Raw genomic sequence first — 19,056 nt, forward strand, 5'->3', positions numbered from 1 at the left:
GTGCGTGGAATTCAAATCGCGATGATCGATTTTGATCGGGAGCGGGCACTGCAATGCGCGCCCTGATCTCGGCATCCTGCAATGGTCCCTGGCATGTTTCCTGACGCTTGCAAGCCCAGGCAGACGACAGGAAGCGGGCGCGCTGCCGCTCCGCTACGGCTGCGCCGGAACAGACAAGGTTGCGCCGGGCTCGACTTTGCCCGACCCGAACAATCGACGTGCCGAGCTTGTTTCCGGCAGGATGTATACGATGCCACTGGTGTGCGTGAATGCAGGACTGACGAACCTTTTGTAGAACTTCAGAGGGACATTGATGCAACCGTACGAAATGCGGTTGTCTGCAGAGGTGGGGCTCCGAAGCCGCTCGGCACGGCGCTCCCGCGGGGTGCCCTTGACCACCGGATGCAGCGCGATGGCATCCTTGTAGTCGACCCACAGGATCTCCTTGCCGTGTGGATCGTGACCCAGCGACGCCACGAAGCGGCCTGCCGGCGTGATTCGATCCTGCGGCCGAATGGCCGACATCTTCTCGTCGCCAACCCCTTCGACCGATTGATCGCCCCGTGCCAGCCCGAGCAGGGCCGGCGCGGCGGCCTGCAAGTGACCGGCCGCATCGAAGACAAACACTGCGGCGTTGACCTTGTCTATGACCAGGTAAGGCATGCCGTCGTTGTTGCGCGACGCGATTACCCACTGTGCCAGGTCGGTGACTTCCGCTGACGGTGAATTCAGCCCGCCGTCCGAAGCCTCCTTCGCGGTACCGAGGCCGATGGAGGCCGAGTCGATCCAGGGGCTCGCCGCGACGGTCGCCGAATGGCACGCAATGACGAGCGTCAGCACCACCAGCAGGTGGCGAAAACCCGCATATGCCGGAAGTCTTGCTGCACAAGCCACAGCCATCAGCGGTTCCGCGAGAACCGTCTGTCGCACTAGTTTCGTTCCGGCTTCGGCTTGTGATACGGCGCCACGTACGGAATGACCCTCATGATCGGCGGCGGGGGCACCGGAGCCTCCACCATCGTCATGGCCAGCGGTGACCCGGGAGTCACTTCAACCAATGTGGCTGGCGCAGCAGACCACGCCGGGACAGGCGGCGGAAGCACTCCCAGAATCGGCGCTCCCTCTACCAGCCTGGGCGGAGGCGGCGGCGGCGGCGCCGGCGCTGGCGCTGGCGCTGGCGCTGGCGCTGGCGCTGGCGCTGGCGCTGGCGCTGGCGCCGGTGCCGGTGCCGGTGCCGGTGCCGGTGCCGGTGCCGGTGCCGGTGCCGCCACAGCAATCGTCCCGGTGGTATGTGCCAACACCGGTCCACAGCAATTCAACGGTAGCGCGTAGGCAGCTGCGTTGGGACCAGCCAGGGTATAACCGGAATAGCTGATGCCCTTGTTCACACCTGCGTCGGGTGAAGCGAAGTTTGCGCTGCTGCCGGTGCCGTTCACCAGCGTTACCCCCGGCGGACTGCCCTTCAATCCGGTCAGCGTGGTGGTCGTGGTGCCATCGAAAGTCTTGTCGCCACCAGCGGCGAACACCAGCATGAATTGGGTGAGGGTAGCGCCTTTGGTAAGGGTGAATCTGTTGGAGTAATCCGTCGGCGCCGTGTAGGAAACCGGGTTGTAGTAAATATTGGCCGGGGCCGCGGTGACCGTGGCCTTGGGTGCCAATGAGTCGAACACGACCGTGCCGCCGGCCGTCCCCGGTCCGGTGCCGTCGCTGTCGGCACTCAAGGTCATGCCCAACGGCAGACCCAGGCTGCGGGTGGCGTCGGCGGTACTGCGGGTCTGCGTGAGCGCAGCGAATACATTGACGTTGTTTCCTGCACATATCAGCAGATTGCCGTCCGTCACTGTCAGGGCCGCACGCTGATTGATGTCGTTGCCTGCGCTGAGCTTGATGCTGCCGTTGGTGGTACTCAGGGCACCTTTGACGTTGATATCGCGTCCGCAGCACACCGAAAAGCTGCCGTTGGTGGCGGTTACCGCCGCGTTGATATTCACGTCGCGATTGGCGTTGAGTGTGAGCGTGGTTGGCGTGCTGCTGGCGGTCCAGCTCACCGCATCATTGATGAAGATGTCGCCATTACCGGCACCGGTAGCGCCGGTGGTATCGATGGTGATGTTGGTGGTGACCAGCTCACCCGAGAGCGTCGAGCCGGCGATGTTGTCGCCCGGGGCGCTGCCCACCGTGAAATCCAGCGGATCGATCCGCCATTGTCCGGTCCGCCCCTGGACTGCAGAGGTGCTGACGCGCGCGCCGTCGCCAATGCTGACGTGGGCAGCGGAAGTCTCGACGAAGCCACCGTCACCCATGCCCGGGGCACTGGCATCCAGGGTGCCGCCGAGATTCACGCTACCGCTTTGCATGTCGCCCAGCAGCAAGATCGTGCCGCCTCGATTCACGAGCGTCTGCGCCTGAATCACGCCGGTGTTGTTGACGACGGTATTGAGCAGGGTGCCGGCCGCCTGTGCGGTCAGCAGCACGCGGCCACCATCGGCCTGAATCATGCCGCCGTTGCTCACCAGCGCGTTCACCGCCCCCTTGGATACGGATACGTTCAACAGGCCGTCGCCGGCCACGTCCAGCGTCACCGCTTCGCCACCGGCCAGCGCCACGCTGCCAAGCCGCGCCGAAATGACACCCTGGTTGCTGACGCTGCGACCCATCAGGGCGACATAGCCGCCGCTGGCCGCACCAAGGTGACCCTGGTTGACGATCGAGCCGTCCCCAGCGTTGGCAAACACATAGTGGCCGGCCATGAAGTCGGCGTCGGTGATACTCATGGTGGACGCCACCAGGCCGCCCACGTTCACCGATGCGCTGTTGCCGAACAGGATGCCATTCGGGTTCAGCAGAAAGACGTTGCCGTTCGCCTTGAGATTTCCCAGGATGATCGAGGGATCAGCACCCAGCACCCGGTTCAGTGCCACCGAAGTACGACCCGGTTGCACGAACTGCACGGTATCGCCGGCGCCGATGCTGAAACTCTGCCAGTTGATGATGACGTTCGCGCTGGACTGGGTGATCGTGGTCGTACTGCCGTTGCTGCCGATGCTGGCCTGGCCAGCGGTGACCACACCGCCCGTGGGACCGCTCGCGTGCGCCGGCATGGCCAGCGCCAGCAGCAGCGACGCCGACAGGGCCTGCAGGGTGAACGACGCCAGCCCGACTGCCCTGGCCGCAACCAACCTGCTGCGGATCCCGCTGTGGCGAATGGTTCCGGATGGCGTGTCAGTGGCATCCATGTGCTGTTTGTGAGTCAGGTGATCAGTACGATTCATGGTGAATTCTCGAATGTTTTTTCAGGACCCTGTGCCAGGGCCAAACGGGGATCAGAAGTACTTGATCACCTGGATCCAGAAGCGGCCCGACCTGTCAGGCGCGGACATGGCGCTTTCGCCACCGAGCTTGCGCGCGTAGTACGCCCTCACCGAGAAGTCGCCCGGATCATCCCAGCTGGCGCCCACGCCGACACTGCTGAGCGTTCGGCTGTTGGATCCGACATACCAGGGATCCTTGTTGATCGTGATGTGTCCGGTATCCACGAAGCCGAGCAGGTGCACCTGGCCGACTACGTGTTCGGACAACCGGGCTAGCAGCAGGCGCGCTTCCAGGCTGGCCAGGTAACCCTCGTCGCCAAAACCTTCGCCCTGCGGATAGGCACGGATGCCCTCCATCCCGCCAAGCACGAGTTTTTCCGAGGGATCCAGATTGGTTGACGCCAGTTGCCCGGTGACGCTGGCATACAGCGACACCAGGTCGGTGACGCGCTGCGCTCGTGCCGCGTTGAACCAGAGCTTGTAATACGCTCCTTCAGTACGCGGACCGGCCGCATCTGCCATGCGTGCCGCGGGCGTGCTGATGTTGAGCGAGCCCGCCGAAAGGCCCACGAAGAAGCTGCTCACGCCACCGCCGCCAAAGCCGTCCCGGTGGCTGCCGTAGAGTTGCCCCGTCACGACGTGCGCAGTGCGGTCAGTCACCGAATGGAACAGGTCGATCACGTCCTGAAAACGCTTGTCCTCATAGACGAGCCCGACCGTGAGATTGCTGTCGCGGGAACGCAGCAGCGGATAGCTGCCGTAGATACTTGCCACCTCGGCCGAACCATGCGCACCGAGCGGGGCAAACTGCTTGCCCAGCACGTAGTCGAGCTTGCTGTAGGCGACGCCCACCGTGGCACGATCAATTTGCATCTGATAGGAGGCGCGACCGTAGCGCAGCCCGCGTCCCGACGTCAGCACCCGCAGACTGGCCACATCGCCGAGTCCAAGCGGATTGTTGAGGTTCACCGTCGCGCCGACACGGTATACGCCGGTGTAGGGATTGCCGGCATTGTCCGCGTCCACACTTCCACTCACGCGCGGTGCGGGTGTCAGATTGACGATCAGATCGGAAGTTCCCGGCGACGCCCCCGGTGCCAGCGTCGAGGACACGCGTACGCCAGGCACATCCGAGAGCAGCAGCAGATGGCTTTCGAGCGGCTTGATCGTGATCGGATCACCGCTGTTCAACCCGTCCAGCTTGCTCTGCGCAAGACGGTTGGACAGGTTGGTGCTGTTACGCAGTGTCACCCTGCCGTAGCGGCCTTCACTGACCTCGATGGTCACCACATTGCCGGTGACCTTCTGCGCCGGCAAGAACGCGCGTGCCACGAAGTAACCGTGGCTGTGATAGAACTCGGTGATACGCGAAGCCATCACCTGCAGATCCGCCAACGACAGCTGCGAGCCGGCCTGGAACCCGGAGACGGCCAGCAGTTTCGACTCGGAAAAGACGTGCTCGCCAGTCACGTGAAGCGCCTTCACCAGCACCCGGACCGAGCCTGCGCCTGGCGCTGTCGGTGCGCCCGTCTCTTCGATACGGATGTCGGGCGCGGCTTGCCGCGGCGCCGGAGTTGGCGGGAGCTGCTGCAGCTGACTACCGGCACCCGGCACCTGCTGGGCCAGCGCACCATGACTCAGCGCCAGCAGCACCAGCGGCAATAACCTCTTCGTTTTCATGTCGGACTTCCTGGCGCGGACTTGGCGCACCTGCTCACGCAGGCCATGCGGCAATTACGCTGATCGGTTATTCGGGCGGCAACTTTCTTGGCCGCTGATAGATGTCGGGGATGCGGCGGCGAAATACACATTCACAGCAACGCCCGGAGATGTAACGTCGCGCTGAAGTCGCTTGCAAGAAGGTAGATCCGGAATCAAACGTTCGCGAACGCCATCGCACGCGTCGCAAACGTTATTTTCGGAGGCACACTGATATACGGCGCACGTCGAATCGAACCGCGCCCGCGCTTGAAAGGTGTATATCTGCTTGTTTGCTATCTGCAGCAGCGTGCAGCAACCGCCATGCGGACGATCTTGCGCATTTGGCTTTTCCGCATCCTCTGAAGATTTCGCAGTAGCTTGTCGCGGCCGACTGACCGCTGGAATGTTTTTTGCAGGTTATTTGCTGATCCGTGCAACCGGCGTGAAGTGTCTTTCGTTACCTGATTGGCGTTGAGCCCCAGCCATCGTCGCGTGATTTGAGACGTCCAGGAGCGGCGGATTCAACAGTGAAGTGCGACACCATCGCGTACCTGGCCTACCACAAGTCACTCGACGGCAAGCCTGCCCCGGTGATCGACGGCCTCAGCGGCGACCAGCGTTTCTTCCTCGCCTTCGGCCAGGCCTGGCGCTCCAGGATGCGCGACGCCGCCCTGCGCCAGCGCCTCGCCACCGACGTTCACGCCCCGCCGCAGTTTCGCGCCCAGACCGTGCGCAACCTCGACGCCTGGTACCCCGCGTTCAAGGTGAAGCCGGGCGAGAAGCTGTATCTGGCGCCCAAGGATCGGGTGAGGATCTGGTAAGGGTTTCAGATGTTGAAAAGCCGAAGGGCCGCATGTGAATGCGGCCCTTTTTTCTTGGAAGCAGTGGCTGCCGCAATGTCTTTCTTCGGCCAAGAGCTGCCGGTCGCGGCTTCCACACAGTTGCCGAATAGCAGTCGTTGAAGGGACGGTTAGTGGGTGCTTGCGGATGCATGCGGAAGGCTGACACAGCCCCGTGAAGTCCCTTCCACATCATGGGGTTGTGCTACCGTTCGCGGGGTCTTGAACAAAACGTATAACCGGACCCGTGGGTCCGTAGATTCAATAGATATACCAACAGGGGAAAGTCTCGGTGAACCCGGCATCGATTGTTTCTGGAGCTCTGCTGTCTCAGATATTAATGGTCACCATCTTGTTCGTTGGAGGCGGCATCCTCAGCGGCGCGTCAACGCGCAATGCGTGGTGGAAGGGTGAACGCGTGTATCGCGCCATTTGGTGGGAGCTCCTCGTTCTCCTGCTAGTCACTGCGGGCGCACTTGTCTTCACCGTAACCATGTCATCCGTTTGGTCTCCTCTCTTTCATGGTACGTCGTTCTCCGGGCTAAGCGATGAGACTGCGCTGCTCACTGTCTTCGTATTGGACATCGTCGTAGTGACACGACTTGTGTACAGCACTGGTGGAAGTATAGGTAGTCCATTTCAGCCGCTCTTCTTTTTCATTCCGACAATCGCTCTACTCCTGCGTGAGTCTGTGTTTAGAATAATCATTTACTGCCTACTAATATCTGTTTCATTCCTTCTTCTTCTATATCAGTCGGCACCACCACCATCTGAACGCCCAGGGCGCGTTAAGCAGGCGTACGGGTTCGTTACCGTTGCCTGCCTAGGCCTCACAATGTTGGTTGGGGTGCTAACTCGCACGTAAGGTCGTGGGGAGTAGCGTGAAGACCACGGGGCAGTAATCCACCGGCAGCAGCTCGGTCTGCCGGGCTTCCAGCCAGCGTCGGGCAAGACTGCCCTGGCACTTGGGGCAGTGCGGGTTGCGGCAGGAGTTGTAGGCGATCTGGGCGTGGTCTCAGGCGGGGCACTGCAGGCTATGGGCACCCAGCGCCGCATGGCGGCACTGCTCGATGGCCGACATCACCTTGAGCTGGCCCAGGCTCAGATGGCCGCGCTGTTCGCGCCGCCAGTGCGGCCCACGTGCGCGGAAAACATCCGCGACCTCCAGGGCGGGGCGTGCCACGGGCCTATCCAGGCGGCAATCCCTCCAAGGGACTGATCACCTGGCGCAGGATCTCGGTGGCGACCCGCTCGTAGAGCGCGGTCGTCTCGAGCTTCTTGTGACCCAGCAGCACCTGGATGTCCGCCTTCTGTTCCAACAGGTGGGTGGCGAAGCTGTGGCGTAGCGTGTGCATCGACACGCGCTTGACGATGCCGGCTGCCTGCGCCGCGGCATGGATGGCGCGGTTGAGCTGGCGCGGAGTCAACGGATTGATCCGGTTCATGCCGGGGAACAGCCAACCGCCATCGAGCAGCTTGCCTTGGGTGTGGCGGCGTAGCCCAGCGTGTTGGAAAGACCGTTGCTGGAGGTCCAAGCCGCCATCGCCCGGTCGCCGGGGGTATAAGCCGGGGTTGCCCGCCACGCCGAGCGAGGTGCTGCCCATAGGTTAGCTTCCTCCGTTACGGATTTCGGGGCCTCCGAGAATCCCCGGGCGATTCAAGATCGAAACTTGAGCGTGCCAATCAGCGAAACAGATGCAGTAAACCCCAGCTTACCAATAAGGCAAAATATCCCGATAACCGCCAGAAACCTGCTCCGAGTAGCGGCTCATTGGTCATTTCAGATGAAGGGCTAAAGTGGCCTGCAAAGAAATCGGGGAAGATCAGCAGGGCGGCCGCGAGCAGTGGTATGAGCGAGACGTAGAATACGCCACCGCCGCGACCTGCGTATAAGGTGATATTGGAGGATGCTGCAACATCCAAGCCAGGAGCCAAGCTTTGCATATGGAGGACCATCCACAGCCAAGCCATCAGTACAACGACACCAATCATGCGATGAACCATATAATTTTCAAATTCCATACTAATTCATTGTCATTGATCTTACTTTCAAGAAAATGTGGCACCAATACTCGAGTCGATGCGTTAATCTATAACGGATGTCAATGAAATAACATTAACTAAGATATGCAGAAGCACCGCAGGCACTAGGGAAGATGTTCTCTTTACCAGATAGCCAAGGATCAAGCCAAGCGCAATTAGATATGGAAGTCGAATAAAATCGATGTGCAATGCTGCAAACAGAAATGCTTGACTGACCAGCGCGCCCCAAGCTGAAGTCCTTTCTAACAAGGCTGTAAGGATGAGGCCACGAAAAAAAAGCTCCTCAAATACTGGTACCAAAACACCTACGCAAAACACAAAAAGAGCTGCCCCCCAAACGCCAATCTGACCAGCAGCTTGTCTTAAGCTCCATACTTCCCACTGCAATGGGTCAACATCGCCATAGCCTTGAGTTAAATTAATTCCAAAAAAGCTGAGGCAATATTTCCAAAGACTCAAGCTGACTGGACCTATTAGAAAATGCAGAACAATGTAAGCCGTGGCAACGGCAACTAAAATTGACGGAATAGAAAGATTGGGTCGCCTAACTCCAAGTGATTCCCATGTGGCATCGCGCAACCATACGATAGTGAATACTGTCAAGCCGAGGCCAATCTCCGAAATAAAGTTATCTACGTAAAAATGCCAGGACGTCCCAGTCCAATTCTCGAAAACCGCGGGATTAGGATGCGTCTGCCAACCGATGCCCCAAACCACAAATAAGATTGTTGCGGCTGCCGCCAGAAATTGGCTGCCAAACAAAGCAAGTCCGAAATGCTCCGTTGAGATAAGGAGCTCACCATTTCGTTCTATGTGCCTGCGTGACAGAATGGTCATAACAATAATAAGTACTCCATAGAACAGCAGGCGATACGGCCACGGCCGAAGGATTGGCCCTAAAAGATCCCATAGTGATAGTCCACTCATAAGTTAAATCGCGCTATGGAAAATTTGGTAAATGACGCCAACAAAAAGTGACAAACTGTCGAAGGCAGAACAACATTAAGCTGATAGGTTATGGGCATTTCTTTCCCTTCATATGCTTTTTTAGATATGCTTTCCATGCTTCGGAGAAACTTGGGTATTGTGACCAGTCCATGTCATCAAACTTCGCATAAAAATGGTTGCCGGGGTCTTGCTTAGACATTGAGTAATCGTACTGTGCCTCCGACTGCAACACAGACCCAAACGCTATAGCACCCGCCGCGAGATCCCCGCCTACATCTGAGATTGCTCCTGCCCGGTCGGGAATGACCACTGCTGATGCTTCGTTTACTGCGCCTTGAACAGCACCTTCAGCCTGTTGCTTATTAACGCTATCTTCTTGTAAACCAAAGATGTCGGATCCACTCAGTGGATTATTGAGCACATAGGCATACGTATTCGCGCCGCCGCCCAACCCCATCGGATCACTCTCGATATACCGGCCTAGTCCCGAATTGTAGTCGCGAAACCCGTTGTTCCAGTTGCCGGTCTCTGCATCATAGTACTGCCCCGGGAAGCCAATATTGAGCGTGGCGCTGGCCACCGTCACCTGCTGCGTGAACGGGTAGTTCTGCGCACGCCACACGACCGCTTGAGAGGCATCGGTCATCTCTTCTGGGCGGCCCACCTGATCATCGTGAACGGCGTCGACCGTGCCGGCACTGACCCGTCCGATCAACCGGCCGTTGAGCCAGACGTAGTCGATCCAGGTGCCATTCGGGTCTTCCGCCAGCATCGCGCCGCCCCGATCGGGAGCAAAATAGCTGGTCCCCGCCGTTCCTGTCTTGCGCAGACGCTGCCCTTCGGGGTTCACGTAGTAGCTCATCCCACCGGCGTTGCTGAGCCGGTTGAAGGGGTCGTAGCTGTACGTGGGTACCGACGACAGCGTGGTCGTATTGCCCTTGGCGTCGTAGCCGTAGGACCCATTGGCCGCACCAGACGCACTGGCGATCCGATTGCTGGTGGCGCTGATGTTGAGGATCGACGACGCGCCGTTCACCACCTGCGTGATGCGGTTGCCGTTGGCGTCGTACTGGTAGCTCTCGTTTTCGACACCGGAGTACACCGAGACCAGACGCGACATGGCGTCGTAGCCGAAGTTCTGGGTCAGGTTGGTGTTGATGCCGTTGGTAAGCTGCGTGATGCGGTCGGCATTGTCATAGGTCAAGCCCAGGCTCTCCACTCCCGTTGCGTTGATGCCGGTGAGGCGACCGTCAGTGTCGTAACTCATACTGTTGGCCAAACCGTTACTGGAGGTCCAGGAGGCCATCCCCAGGTTCATCGGCTGATAGCTGATCGACGTGGCGCCGTTCACCACCGTGCCACCGACGGTGAGCGCCACACTCGAGACGACGCCGTTGGTATAGGTGTAATTGGCCTGGTTGCCATCCGGGTAGTCCACTGTTGTGACGTGGCCGACGGTGTCATGCCCGTAACCGATGGCGTAGGTCGTTCCGCCGATCGAAAACCCACGACCGGCGACCCACCCTTCCGGGGTATAGGTGTAGGACGTCGCCCCAGTGGCATCACGGTCCGAACACAATCGGCCTACACCGTTGGTGCAGTTATCGTATGCGAAGCTTTGCGTGAGCCCACCCGCACTGACGCTAGTGACCCGATTCATGCCATCGTAGGTATAGGTGGTCTGCACACCATCGGCCCGGGTCATGCTGGCCATTCGCCCGTATCCGTCGTAGACGTAGCTAGTCGTGCCAGTATCCGGGCTGGCCTGTTGCCAGAGCTGCCCCAGCCCGTCATGGGTGTAGGTGGTGACCAGGCCGCGTGGATCAGTGACGGTGGCTGCGTGGTCGCCCGCGTCGTAGGTGTATTGCGTGACCACCGGGCTATCGGCGTGGGCCGCCTGGGCAACCATCAATCCACCTAGCAGCAGGATAGGCAGCGCCCGATGCCGGGATAGAAGGTGACGGATGGCGAAGGCAAGTTCCATGCTCGGTTTCCTCCGTGAAAGGGCACGTTTGTTTGGATCTCTGCGCAACGTCAGAGCGGCGGGCACCTCGTGGCAGGGCTGATCTCTCATCACAGCGACCCTCCCACGACAGCCGTCATCGTGCAGGTAGAACTGGACACGTTGATGCCGGCCGCGTTGTAGAACGTCACGGTAAGGTGATACGTCTGCCCCTTGACGTCGGTGCTGTTCCTGCCCATCGCGACGCTGTACTCGCTGAAAGGATTGCTGCTGAGCGCGGTCGGTGAGCTGGCATAGTTGGTTACAGCGCCCCCGCCGAGATTGGCGCCGTTGGCGAGACCGATCAAGGTCCAGGTGTATTGCACCGTGGTGGCGCCGGACGGCACGTTGCCGGTGACAACCGGCACCGCGCTTCCGCTCTGCGTAGATGTGAACACTTCCCAGCTACTACCACCGTTGATCTCGAAACCGATCTGCGCCGAGCCACCACCCGAAGTAATCATGTAGCTGGAGTAGTAGCTTTGCCCATTGATGGCGATCGGAACCGGGATGGTCACCACCGTCGTGCCGACACCGCTCCAGGGGCCGCAGCCCACCGGATCACAGGCCTGGACCCGATAGCCGTAGCTTCCATTGCTCTGCCCGCTGGCGCCCCAGCTGGTGGCCGCGCTGCTCTGCACCGTCGACCAGGCACCCCCGTTGACCTGCCTTTGCAGGGTGTAGCTGGTGGCACCTGATACGCCGCTCCAGGACACCGCATAGGCGCCGGTGCCATTGTTGGCCGGCACGCTGAGACCGGGGGCCGTCGTGGGCGCCGTCACGGTGACCGTGCCTGTACCACTCCACGGGCCGCAACCGGTGATGTTGCAGGCCTGTACGCGGTAACCGTAGGTGGCCGCGCCGCGACCACTCGTCCCCCAGCTGGCCGCCCCAGTGGCTTGCACGGTGCTCCAGCCGCCCCCGTTCACTTGTTCCTGCAAGGTGTAGCTGGTTGCCCCGCTCACGCCACCCCAGCTGACCGTATAGCCTCCGGTGTAGCTTACGCTGGGTACGCTGAGCGCCGGAGCGCTTGCCGGGATCGGCGGAATCGCGACGGTGATGGTGCCCGTCGAACTCCACACGCTGCAGCCGGAGCTGTTGCAGGCTTGCACCCGGTAGCCGTAGGTGCCGTTGCTCTTGCCCGTGGCATTCCAGCTGGTCGCGGCGGAGCTTTGCGCTGACGTCCAACCGCCGCCGTTCACCTGCTCCTGCAAGGTATAGCTGGTCGCTCCGGTGACGGCGCTCCAGCTCACCGTGTAGTGGCTGACGTTGGTGCTGACGGGCACGCTCAGGCTAGGCGCACCAGCCGGTTCGTTGACCGGGACAACAAAGTTGCCGGATTGGCCTAGCACCAGATTACCAAGACTTAACGGCGAGTCACCGTACATGTAAATGGCGGCACCCGGATACTGGCTGCGCATGGTGCTGGTCAGCGCAATGCTGAAGCGGTAAGCCGATCCAGTGCTCTGGCAAGCTGTAGCCACCGCCGGTTCGCTGGCCACATTGGCCGTCGCAGTGGTGATCCGCGTACCACCGCCCCCGGACGGTCCGCCGGCGAACACCTCCACGCCGATGGATTGAGGTAATCCGGTGGAGCACGCCCAGCCGGTGACGCTGGCGTTGCCCGACCCATCGAAGGACACACCATCGATCGTGCCGATGACGTGGGTGACGGTCACGCTACCCTCGTTGCTCAAGGGACCGCAGCCAGTAGCGTTGCAGGCCTGCACGCGATAGCTGTAGGTGCCGCCGCTGAATCCACTCGTGGTCAGGCTGGTCGCACTAGTGTTTTGCACGTTGGCCCAGCTGCCGCCATTCACCGACGCCTGCAAAAGATACGTCGTAGCACCACTCACGCCATTCCAGCTCACCGTATAGCTGCCGTTGGTACTGGTCGCCGGCACGGTCAGCGTCGGCGCCACACTGGGCATCGGCGGGCTGGCCCCGCCGGACTCGACGGTCTTGGTCACCCGGTCAAGCGCGTCGTACTGATAGCTGACCAGATGTCCGGTGGCGTTGGTGACGGAGATCACATTGCCGTTGCCGTCGTAGCCATAGGTCAACGCCTGCCCGTGGTTGCCCAGCTTCTTGTAGAGGCGGCCCAAGGCGTCGTACTGCATGGTTTGCGACAGGCCCACCACGCTCCCGCGCGTGACCACGTCACTGGTGACATCGCTATTGGGATCGTGGCCAAGAGTCTCGGTCGAGGTCCCGTCTTTGTCGTTGCGGGTAATCGACGTGACCCGCATCTCGGCATCGCGGTTCCAAGTGGTGACTTCGTTGTCGGGTATGGTCAGCGTATGGAGCAGGCCGAATCCGTCGTAGGTGTATTGCCAGTGCGCCGCCGTGCCGTTCGGATAAGTCGTCTTGGTCTGTACGCGACCACGTGCATCGTAGACGTAGTCGGTGGCGTCTCCGTTGGGGCCGACGATATGTTGCGGCTCACCGAGTCCGTTGTAGTTGCTGTAGGTCGTGGCCTGACCCAGCCCATTGGCCAGGGAGGTGATGTTGCCCATCGCGTCATAGGTATAGACAACGCTGTCGCTGTTGTTCGGAGATGGCTCCGCCACTGACATCGTGTGCACCATGCCATTCGCATACAGGGTGTAATTGTAGGTCGTCGTCAGGGTTTGGTTCGCGATGCCGTTGCCGGACAGATTGGTGACCACAATGGATGCGAGGCGATTTTGGGCGTTGTACGTATAGGTCGTCCTTGACCAGCCCTCGACCGTCACACTGAGTAGGCGATTGAGCTGGACGTTGGGGTCCCAGGTGTAATCGGTCGTGCGCGCTAGGCTGGTGCCGTAAGCCTCGGTTTCCGTCTGCAGCTGGCCGTTTGCCGCATAGGTATATGTATGCACGTTGCCGTTGTTGTCCACGGTTTGCGAGAGATTGCCGTTCGCATCGTAGGTTCGGGCGTTCACTGTTGCCCCGCAATCGGACATGGCATTGCTGCTCACCGAGCTCAACTGCCCGTTGTAAGCGCCGCCGGCACCATTGGTGCCATCGTAGGTGTTGACCCGCACCTGGCCGAGCGGATTGGTAATCGTTGCGGCAAGATTGCCCGCGCTATCGTGCGCGTAGGCCACCGAATCCAACTCTGAGCCATCGGCCAGCGACGTGCTGTTGGCCCACTCATAGTAAGGGCTGGTGGATGCAGCGACATACGAGGTGTATGAATAGGGCACTCCGTTGTAATCGGCTTCAATCATCTGTTCCGTATACGGGGGCGTTGTGTATGAGTTGTACTTGAAAGAGATGACGGTGGTAGGGGCACCTGGAAAAGTGATGGAGGCGACATCATTGATTGAGGCATTGGGGGAGTAGGCGCTGCCATAGTCAAACGTGTACGCATTTCCCGCCGGATCGGTCACCGTGAGGACTTGGCCCAATACGTTTCGGCCATTTTGCTGGCTTTGGGTAAGTGGACCTGCAGCAAAGGTCATGTACTGACCATCTGTATGAGTGACACGAACCAGCGACCCCGCTGAATACGTAAATGTCCAGCCGATGCCCGACGCGTCCGTGAGGGATTGAATCTGCCCGGTTGATGAAAAAACCTCGGTCGTAGCACTTTCATCCGTCAGCGTGTAATTACCCGTTGTGGTGTTACGCGTCAGGACGGCGACGGGGTCAATAACGTGCTGCCCGTTATTGAACTGCTCGATATAGACCGTGCCAGTTGGACCACCGCTGAATGTCAGAACTGAGCCATCCGGAAAATGAGCAATGGTCTGATCGCAGCGACCATTGTTATTGACCTGGGTTGTGCACGCCGTGTCTAGCCAATAATCAAAATTGCTTGTCCAATGCGATGGCGACGTGGAGGTGTTGTAGTAGAGGGTGTAATTCAGACCCATCTCGCCCGGCATGGCGAAGATGGGATAGGTTTCCATCTTGGTTCCGCTGCTTATCTGAATCGGTTTACCCGTTTTGTTCTGGCAGCCACTAGGATCGTTGTCCTGAGCGGGAGAACGGTTGGCCGACGCAAAGACCTCCACCGGCGGTAGGTCGATAAAGTGCGAAGGCCCTGCGTTCGGAGCCACGGTTCCAGAGCCATGAACGTCATGCGAAGCAGAATCGTAAGGTGTTCCATTCACAGTGACGGTGGGGAGGTTGTGAGGGGGAACTGGCGGTGGTGCATTTTTCTGCTTCGCCGGCTGCCCGGCACCCTGGTCTTGCGCACTCACTGCGCCCGACAGGATCGTCAACAGGAAGGCGGAAAGAAATACGGCGCACCAGCGGGACTTAGCGTGCATCATGAAAGGGTTCCCTCCCAGCAAACGGTGAATTGGAAACGGCAGACGAAAAGGCAGTCGACGCAAGGGTGTTGCGTCCACGACATTGGGAGCAGGCGGGGTGAATCAGGGCTCGTAGTGCGGGAGAGACGACGTGGGTCGGATCGCGCGCGTTTTACCTGGTGCGCGAGCTATGACAGTGCACCCATTCCCTGTCCTCCCCAACATCAGCGACTCCCCCTGTCCTTAGTCCTGCTGGCCTTCATCGGACCCAAGGCAGCGGCTATCTCTTTATACGTTCCTGCCAAGCTTAGGTCGTTGTCAACAAGCAAGAAATTACGAACAAGGAGGTGGTGGCAAATCAAATTCGGCGTGTCGGTTCGTTCGATCACTCGACTAACTGGATTCAGTTCGTCACCTCCTTTTTGCTTGTGGAGACGGCTGGATGGAGCTGATCCATGCCTTGAGTCGCGCGCTTATCGGGCATGCCAAATAAACGACATTCCAAGCCCGAATGCGCCGTCGGTTCGATATCTACACTTGAACAACCTCAATGCCGACGGGTACTTCTGTAAACGTCAAACTTCTACTGCCTCCCCGGCAGAGCCGGGGGAACTCTCTTGTTGGTTTAGCAGATTCATAGTGTGCCCTCGGCGGGCAGAGGAACACTCCCAGACACAAATTGGCCATCCCCAAAGCAGCCGTTCCCGACCGACTCAAATGGGTCGGAAGCCGCCGCCTGACACCTCGAGCCAGATCCGACCAAGTGACCGCATCGTCGGTTTTCAGGCGATCCCCAGCCCATCGATCCCGACGATGGCCGCGCCATCGAATCCCGCCAGTTCCGCAAATCGCCTTCCCCGCTCCGCATAGTCCCTGAACTGATCGAAGCTGGGTGCGCCGGGCGACAGCAGGATGACGCCGTCGGCGGGTGTCAGTGCCTTTGCCTCGGCGACGGCGGCGGCGAGGTGGTCGACCAGTGCCAGCGGGCACGGCACATCGGCGATGCGCAGCGCCTCGGCGATGCGGCTACCGTTGCTGCCCATGCAGACGATCGCGTGCGGTGGCGCTTCACGCATCGCCTCGACGAACGGCGTCCAGTCGAGGCCGCGATCGTGACCGCCGACCAGCACGGTGACGGCGCGGCCGCACAGGCTTTCCAGCGCAGCCAGGGTGGCCAGCGGCGTGGTGCTGATCGAGTCGTTGATCCAGTGCCAGCCGTCGTGCTGACCCAGCGGCTGCAGCCGATGTGGCAGCGGGTGGAAGGTTGCCAGCGCCGGTGCGGCGGCCAGCGCATCCATGCCGACCGCGGCCAGCGCGGCCAGCGCGGCGCAGGCGTTCAGTGCGTTGTGCAGGCCCGGCGCGGCCAGCGCGTCGATCGGGAATACGTCCTGAGTGCCGCGCCGGATGTAGCCGTCGGCCACGTGCCAGCCGTGCGGCTGGCCGAACAGCAGCCGGTGCGGATGCGCCTGCGTGTGCTCGAGCAGGGTCGGCTGCAGCGCGTTGACCAGCAGTTGCCGCGACACCGCGACCAGACGCAGCTTGTCGGCCACGTAGCGCTCGCGCGAGCCGTGCCAGTCGAGGTGTTCCTCGTACAGGCTGGTGAGCACGCCCAGTTCCAGTGTGCCCGCTTCGGCGGTCTGGAAGCTGGACAGCTCGATCACCCACAGCTCGGCGTGCTGCTCGCGCAGTTCCAGCAACGGCAAGCCGATATTGCCGGCCAGCGCGGTGCGCACGCCGAGGCTGCGCGCCAGGTGGGCCAGCATCGCGCTGGTGGTGCTCTTGCCCTTGGTGCCGGTGACCGCGATCACGCGGGCGTCGGGGTTTTCGGCGAACCACAGCGCGGTGCCCGAGGTGAAGTGCGTGCCCTGCGCCTGCGCGGCCAGCAACGCCGGCTTGTAGGCCGAGATGCCGGGCGACTTCAGCACCACCTCGAAGCGGCCCAGCGCGGCGGCATCCGGCTCACCGCCGATCACCTCGAGCGTCGGATCGAACGCGCGGGCCGCGTCCACTTCGGCGGCGCTGCAGAACAGGGTGAAGCGCTGCTGCGGCAAGCGCTGGCGCAAGGCGGCGAGCGTGGCGCGACCTTCGCGGCCGAAGCCCCAGATCGCGACACGACGGTCGGCCAGCGCGGCGAGCTGCATCAGCCGATCATCGCCAGCGCGGGCTGCAGGCGCGGCGGCACGCGATGTTCCGGCGACGGCTCCAGCCACGGTTCCAGCGCCAGCTGGCTGGCGTCGAGCTGGGGCAGGATCTCGCTGCGGAAGCGCGCCACCAGTGCGTCCTCCTGCCACTCCGGCCGCTGGCTCAGCGCGTACATCGCCGCGCGCGCCTCGGCGCCCTCGCCCACGCATTCGAACGGCTTGTGATCCTGGTATTCCAGCAGCGCATCGAAGCCGCCCGCCTGGCTTTCGTCATCGAGCAGGTTGCGGCCGAAGATGGACAGCAGCCGCGGCTTGGGCAGGAACGGCGCCAGCGCCAGGAACACGAAGTGGCATTTCGGGCACTGCCCGCACCAGCGGTCGGCCGGTTTGGGACCGAGCAGCTTGAAGTTGCGGTTGCAGCTGGAGAAGCCGTCGAAGTACGGCGTCAGTTTCGCGAACGCGCGGGTGATCGCCAGCTCCGAATACGGCCGCAGCAGCGAGCAGTAATCCAGGTCGCTGGCCACGTGCGTGTGCAGCCAGTTGCCCAGCAACTGCTCGAACGCGTAGCCCTTGCTCCACTGGTGGTTCACCAGCTGGCCGTCGTATTCCAGCGTGGCGGCCGAGGCCGAGCGTTCGTTGGCGAACGCGATCGAATCGTAGCCGTACAGGATCGCCGCGACCGCCAGGATCGCCGAGTTCACTGCGGTCACCGGGATATGCCCGTTCCAGGCGCCGAGCCGGTTCAGCTCGAACAGCGCCGGCGCCAGTTCGCGCTGGATGTTCAGCAGGGGCAGGCCAGTGCGTTCGGCGCAGGCCGCGATCAATGCGGAATTGCCGACCCAAACCGCGGTCGCCTCGCCACCGATCGACTTGATTGCTTCCACCGCGACCAGCGAATCCTTGCCGCCGCCGATCGGCACCAGGGTGCGTTTGGGCAGGTTGAGGTTGGGCGCCGCGCTTCGATCGTTGGCTTGCGGCGAGACCAGCCCCTCACCCCGACCCTCTCCCCCCAGGGGAGAGGGAGATGTTGTGCTTCGCGGAAACTGGATGCGTCCGCGCAGGTCGAGCCCGTTGCGGTAGGCGAATTCGGCCAGCCCGTGCAGATACAACTCGTCGAGCAGCTCGGCGCTGGCGTCGTCGAGCGGGCCCTCGGCCACGTCGATCTTCGGCGGCACGCCGGCCTTGTAATAGCTGATCCCGGCGATCAGATGCAGCATCCGGAGCGCGGCATCGAACGCCTCCCGGCGCCCGGCCGGCAGCGCCGGCGCATGCGGAAAGCGGATTCGCTCGACCAGCTCCTCGCCGTCATCGAACGCATAGCCGAGCTCGGCCACGCCATCGGCATAGCTGACACGGGTAAAGCGGAACACCTGGGTCAGGCGCGGTTGCATCGTTGTGGTCACAGGCATCGGTCTCCGCGCATTTACCCCCTCTCCCCTGCGGGGAGAGGGCTGGGGTGAGGGGTCGGGCTAGCGAGGGAAGCCAGGATCACCGTAAGCACGCCTTCAATATTCATCAATACGTCATTGTTCCAGAAACGCAGCACGAGGTATCCCCCGGCTTGCAGATGTCGCGTGCGGCGCTCGTCATAATTCACCTGATCTGCGTGCTGGCCGCCATCCAGCTCGACGATCAGCATGCTGTCGGCGCACACGAAATCGACGATGTATGGGTCGATTTCATGTTGTCTGCGGAATTTGTGTCCTGACAAATGCCGGTTGCGCAGGTGGTACCAAAGCTTGCGTTCGGCATCGGTCATGGTTTGGCGCAGTCCGCGCGCCCGATCCACGTTCTGGCGTTTCATCCTTGAAAGCGCTCCTTTTGATGTGA

At 61.2% G+C, this 19,056-nt stretch carries 13 protein-coding genes and 1 pseudogene; 1 reads left to right on the forward strand and 13 read right to left on the reverse strand.

The annotated features are described in order from the left end of the window. Positions 1-153: 153 nt before the first annotated feature. Genes ACFPPA_RS13275 through ACFPPA_RS13285 form a run of 3 tightly spaced genes read right to left on the reverse strand, consistent with a single transcriptional unit; the run spans position 154 to position 4,991 of the window. Positions 154-900: a L,D-transpeptidase gene (locus ACFPPA_RS13275; RefSeq protein WP_377320599.1), complete on the reverse strand. Its 747-nt coding sequence runs from the start codon at positions 898-900 to the stop codon at positions 154-156. A 29-nt stretch (positions 901-929) separates the two neighbouring features. Continuing rightward, entirely contained in the window at positions 930-3,272 is a 2,343-nt protein-coding gene (locus tag ACFPPA_RS13280) for a filamentous hemagglutinin N-terminal domain-containing protein (RefSeq protein WP_377320601.1), read from the reverse strand. Positions 3,273-3,323: 51 nt separating this feature from the next. Beyond that, positions 3,324-4,991, reverse strand: a complete 1,668-nt coding sequence (locus ACFPPA_RS13285; RefSeq protein WP_377320603.1) for a ShlB/FhaC/HecB family hemolysin secretion/activation protein — start codon at positions 4,989-4,991, stop codon at positions 3,324-3,326. Between the two features lie 560 nt (positions 4,992-5,551). On the opposite strand from ACFPPA_RS13285, the pseudogene ACFPPA_RS13290 reads away from it, so the two are divergent. Beyond that, a pseudogene (locus ACFPPA_RS13290) lies at positions 5,552-5,833 on the forward strand (M13-type metalloendopeptidase); the annotation flags it as partial. An 868-nt stretch (positions 5,834-6,701) separates the two neighbouring features. Here the strand turns inward: ACFPPA_RS13290 and ACFPPA_RS13295 are convergent. From ACFPPA_RS13295 to ACFPPA_RS13340, 10 genes are all read right to left on the reverse strand, one after another. Next, positions 6,702-6,854, reverse strand: a complete 153-nt coding sequence (locus tag ACFPPA_RS13295; protein WP_377320723.1) for a transposase zinc-binding domain-containing protein — start codon at positions 6,852-6,854, stop codon at positions 6,702-6,704. Positions 6,855-6,866: 12 nt separating this feature from the next. After that, complete coding sequence (locus ACFPPA_RS13300; protein WP_377320605.1) at positions 6,867-7,034, reverse strand: hypothetical protein; 168 nt, start codon at positions 7,032-7,034, stop codon at positions 6,867-6,869. 4 nt (positions 7,035-7,038) lie between these two features. Further along, positions 7,039-7,455 (reverse strand): tyrosine-type recombinase/integrase, encoded by a 417-nt coding sequence (locus ACFPPA_RS13305; RefSeq protein ID WP_377320607.1) that lies wholly within the window; start codon positions 7,453-7,455, stop codon positions 7,039-7,041. Positions 7,456-7,534: 79 nt separating this feature from the next. Further along, complete coding sequence (locus ACFPPA_RS13310) at positions 7,535-7,873, reverse strand: hypothetical protein (protein ID WP_377320609.1); 339 nt, start codon at positions 7,871-7,873, stop codon at positions 7,535-7,537. A gap of 63 nt (positions 7,874-7,936) precedes the next feature. Next, on the reverse strand, positions 7,937-8,731 hold the full coding sequence (locus ACFPPA_RS13315; protein WP_377320611.1) for a CPBP family intramembrane glutamic endopeptidase: 795 nt from the start codon (positions 8,729-8,731) through the stop codon (positions 7,937-7,939). A 178-nt stretch (positions 8,732-8,909) separates the two neighbouring features. Further along, complete coding sequence (locus tag ACFPPA_RS13320; RefSeq protein WP_377320613.1) at positions 8,910-10,826, reverse strand: RHS repeat domain-containing protein; 1,917 nt, start codon at positions 10,824-10,826, stop codon at positions 8,910-8,912. A gap of 89 nt (positions 10,827-10,915) precedes the next feature. Next, positions 10,916-15,106, reverse strand: a complete 4,191-nt coding sequence (locus tag ACFPPA_RS13325; protein WP_377320615.1) for a chitinase N-terminal domain-containing protein — start codon at positions 15,104-15,106, stop codon at positions 10,916-10,918. Positions 15,107-15,867: 761 nt separating this feature from the next. Beyond that, on the reverse strand, positions 15,868-17,226 hold the full coding sequence (gene murD, locus ACFPPA_RS13330; RefSeq protein ID WP_377320617.1) for a UDP-N-acetylmuramoyl-L-alanine--D-glutamate ligase: 1,359 nt from the start codon (positions 17,224-17,226) through the stop codon (positions 15,868-15,870). Then, positions 17,226-18,635 (reverse strand): UDP-N-acetyl-alpha-D-muramoyl-L-alanyl-L-glutamate epimerase, encoded by a 1,410-nt coding sequence (murL, locus tag ACFPPA_RS13335; protein WP_377320619.1) that lies wholly within the window; start codon positions 18,633-18,635, stop codon positions 17,226-17,228. Before murL ends, murD begins: the two co-directional genes overlap by 1 nt. Positions 18,636-18,649: 14 nt before the next feature. After that, positions 18,650-19,030: an endonuclease domain-containing protein gene (locus tag ACFPPA_RS13340; protein WP_377320621.1), complete on the reverse strand. Its 381-nt coding sequence runs from the start codon at positions 19,028-19,030 to the stop codon at positions 18,650-18,652. Positions 19,031-19,056 lie beyond the last annotated feature (26 nt).

The sequence above is a fragment of the Rhodanobacter ginsengisoli genome (genome assembly GCF_042657065.1).
GTDB classification, from domain to species: Bacteria; Pseudomonadota; Gammaproteobacteria; order Xanthomonadales; family Rhodanobacteraceae; genus Rhodanobacter; species Rhodanobacter ginsengisoli.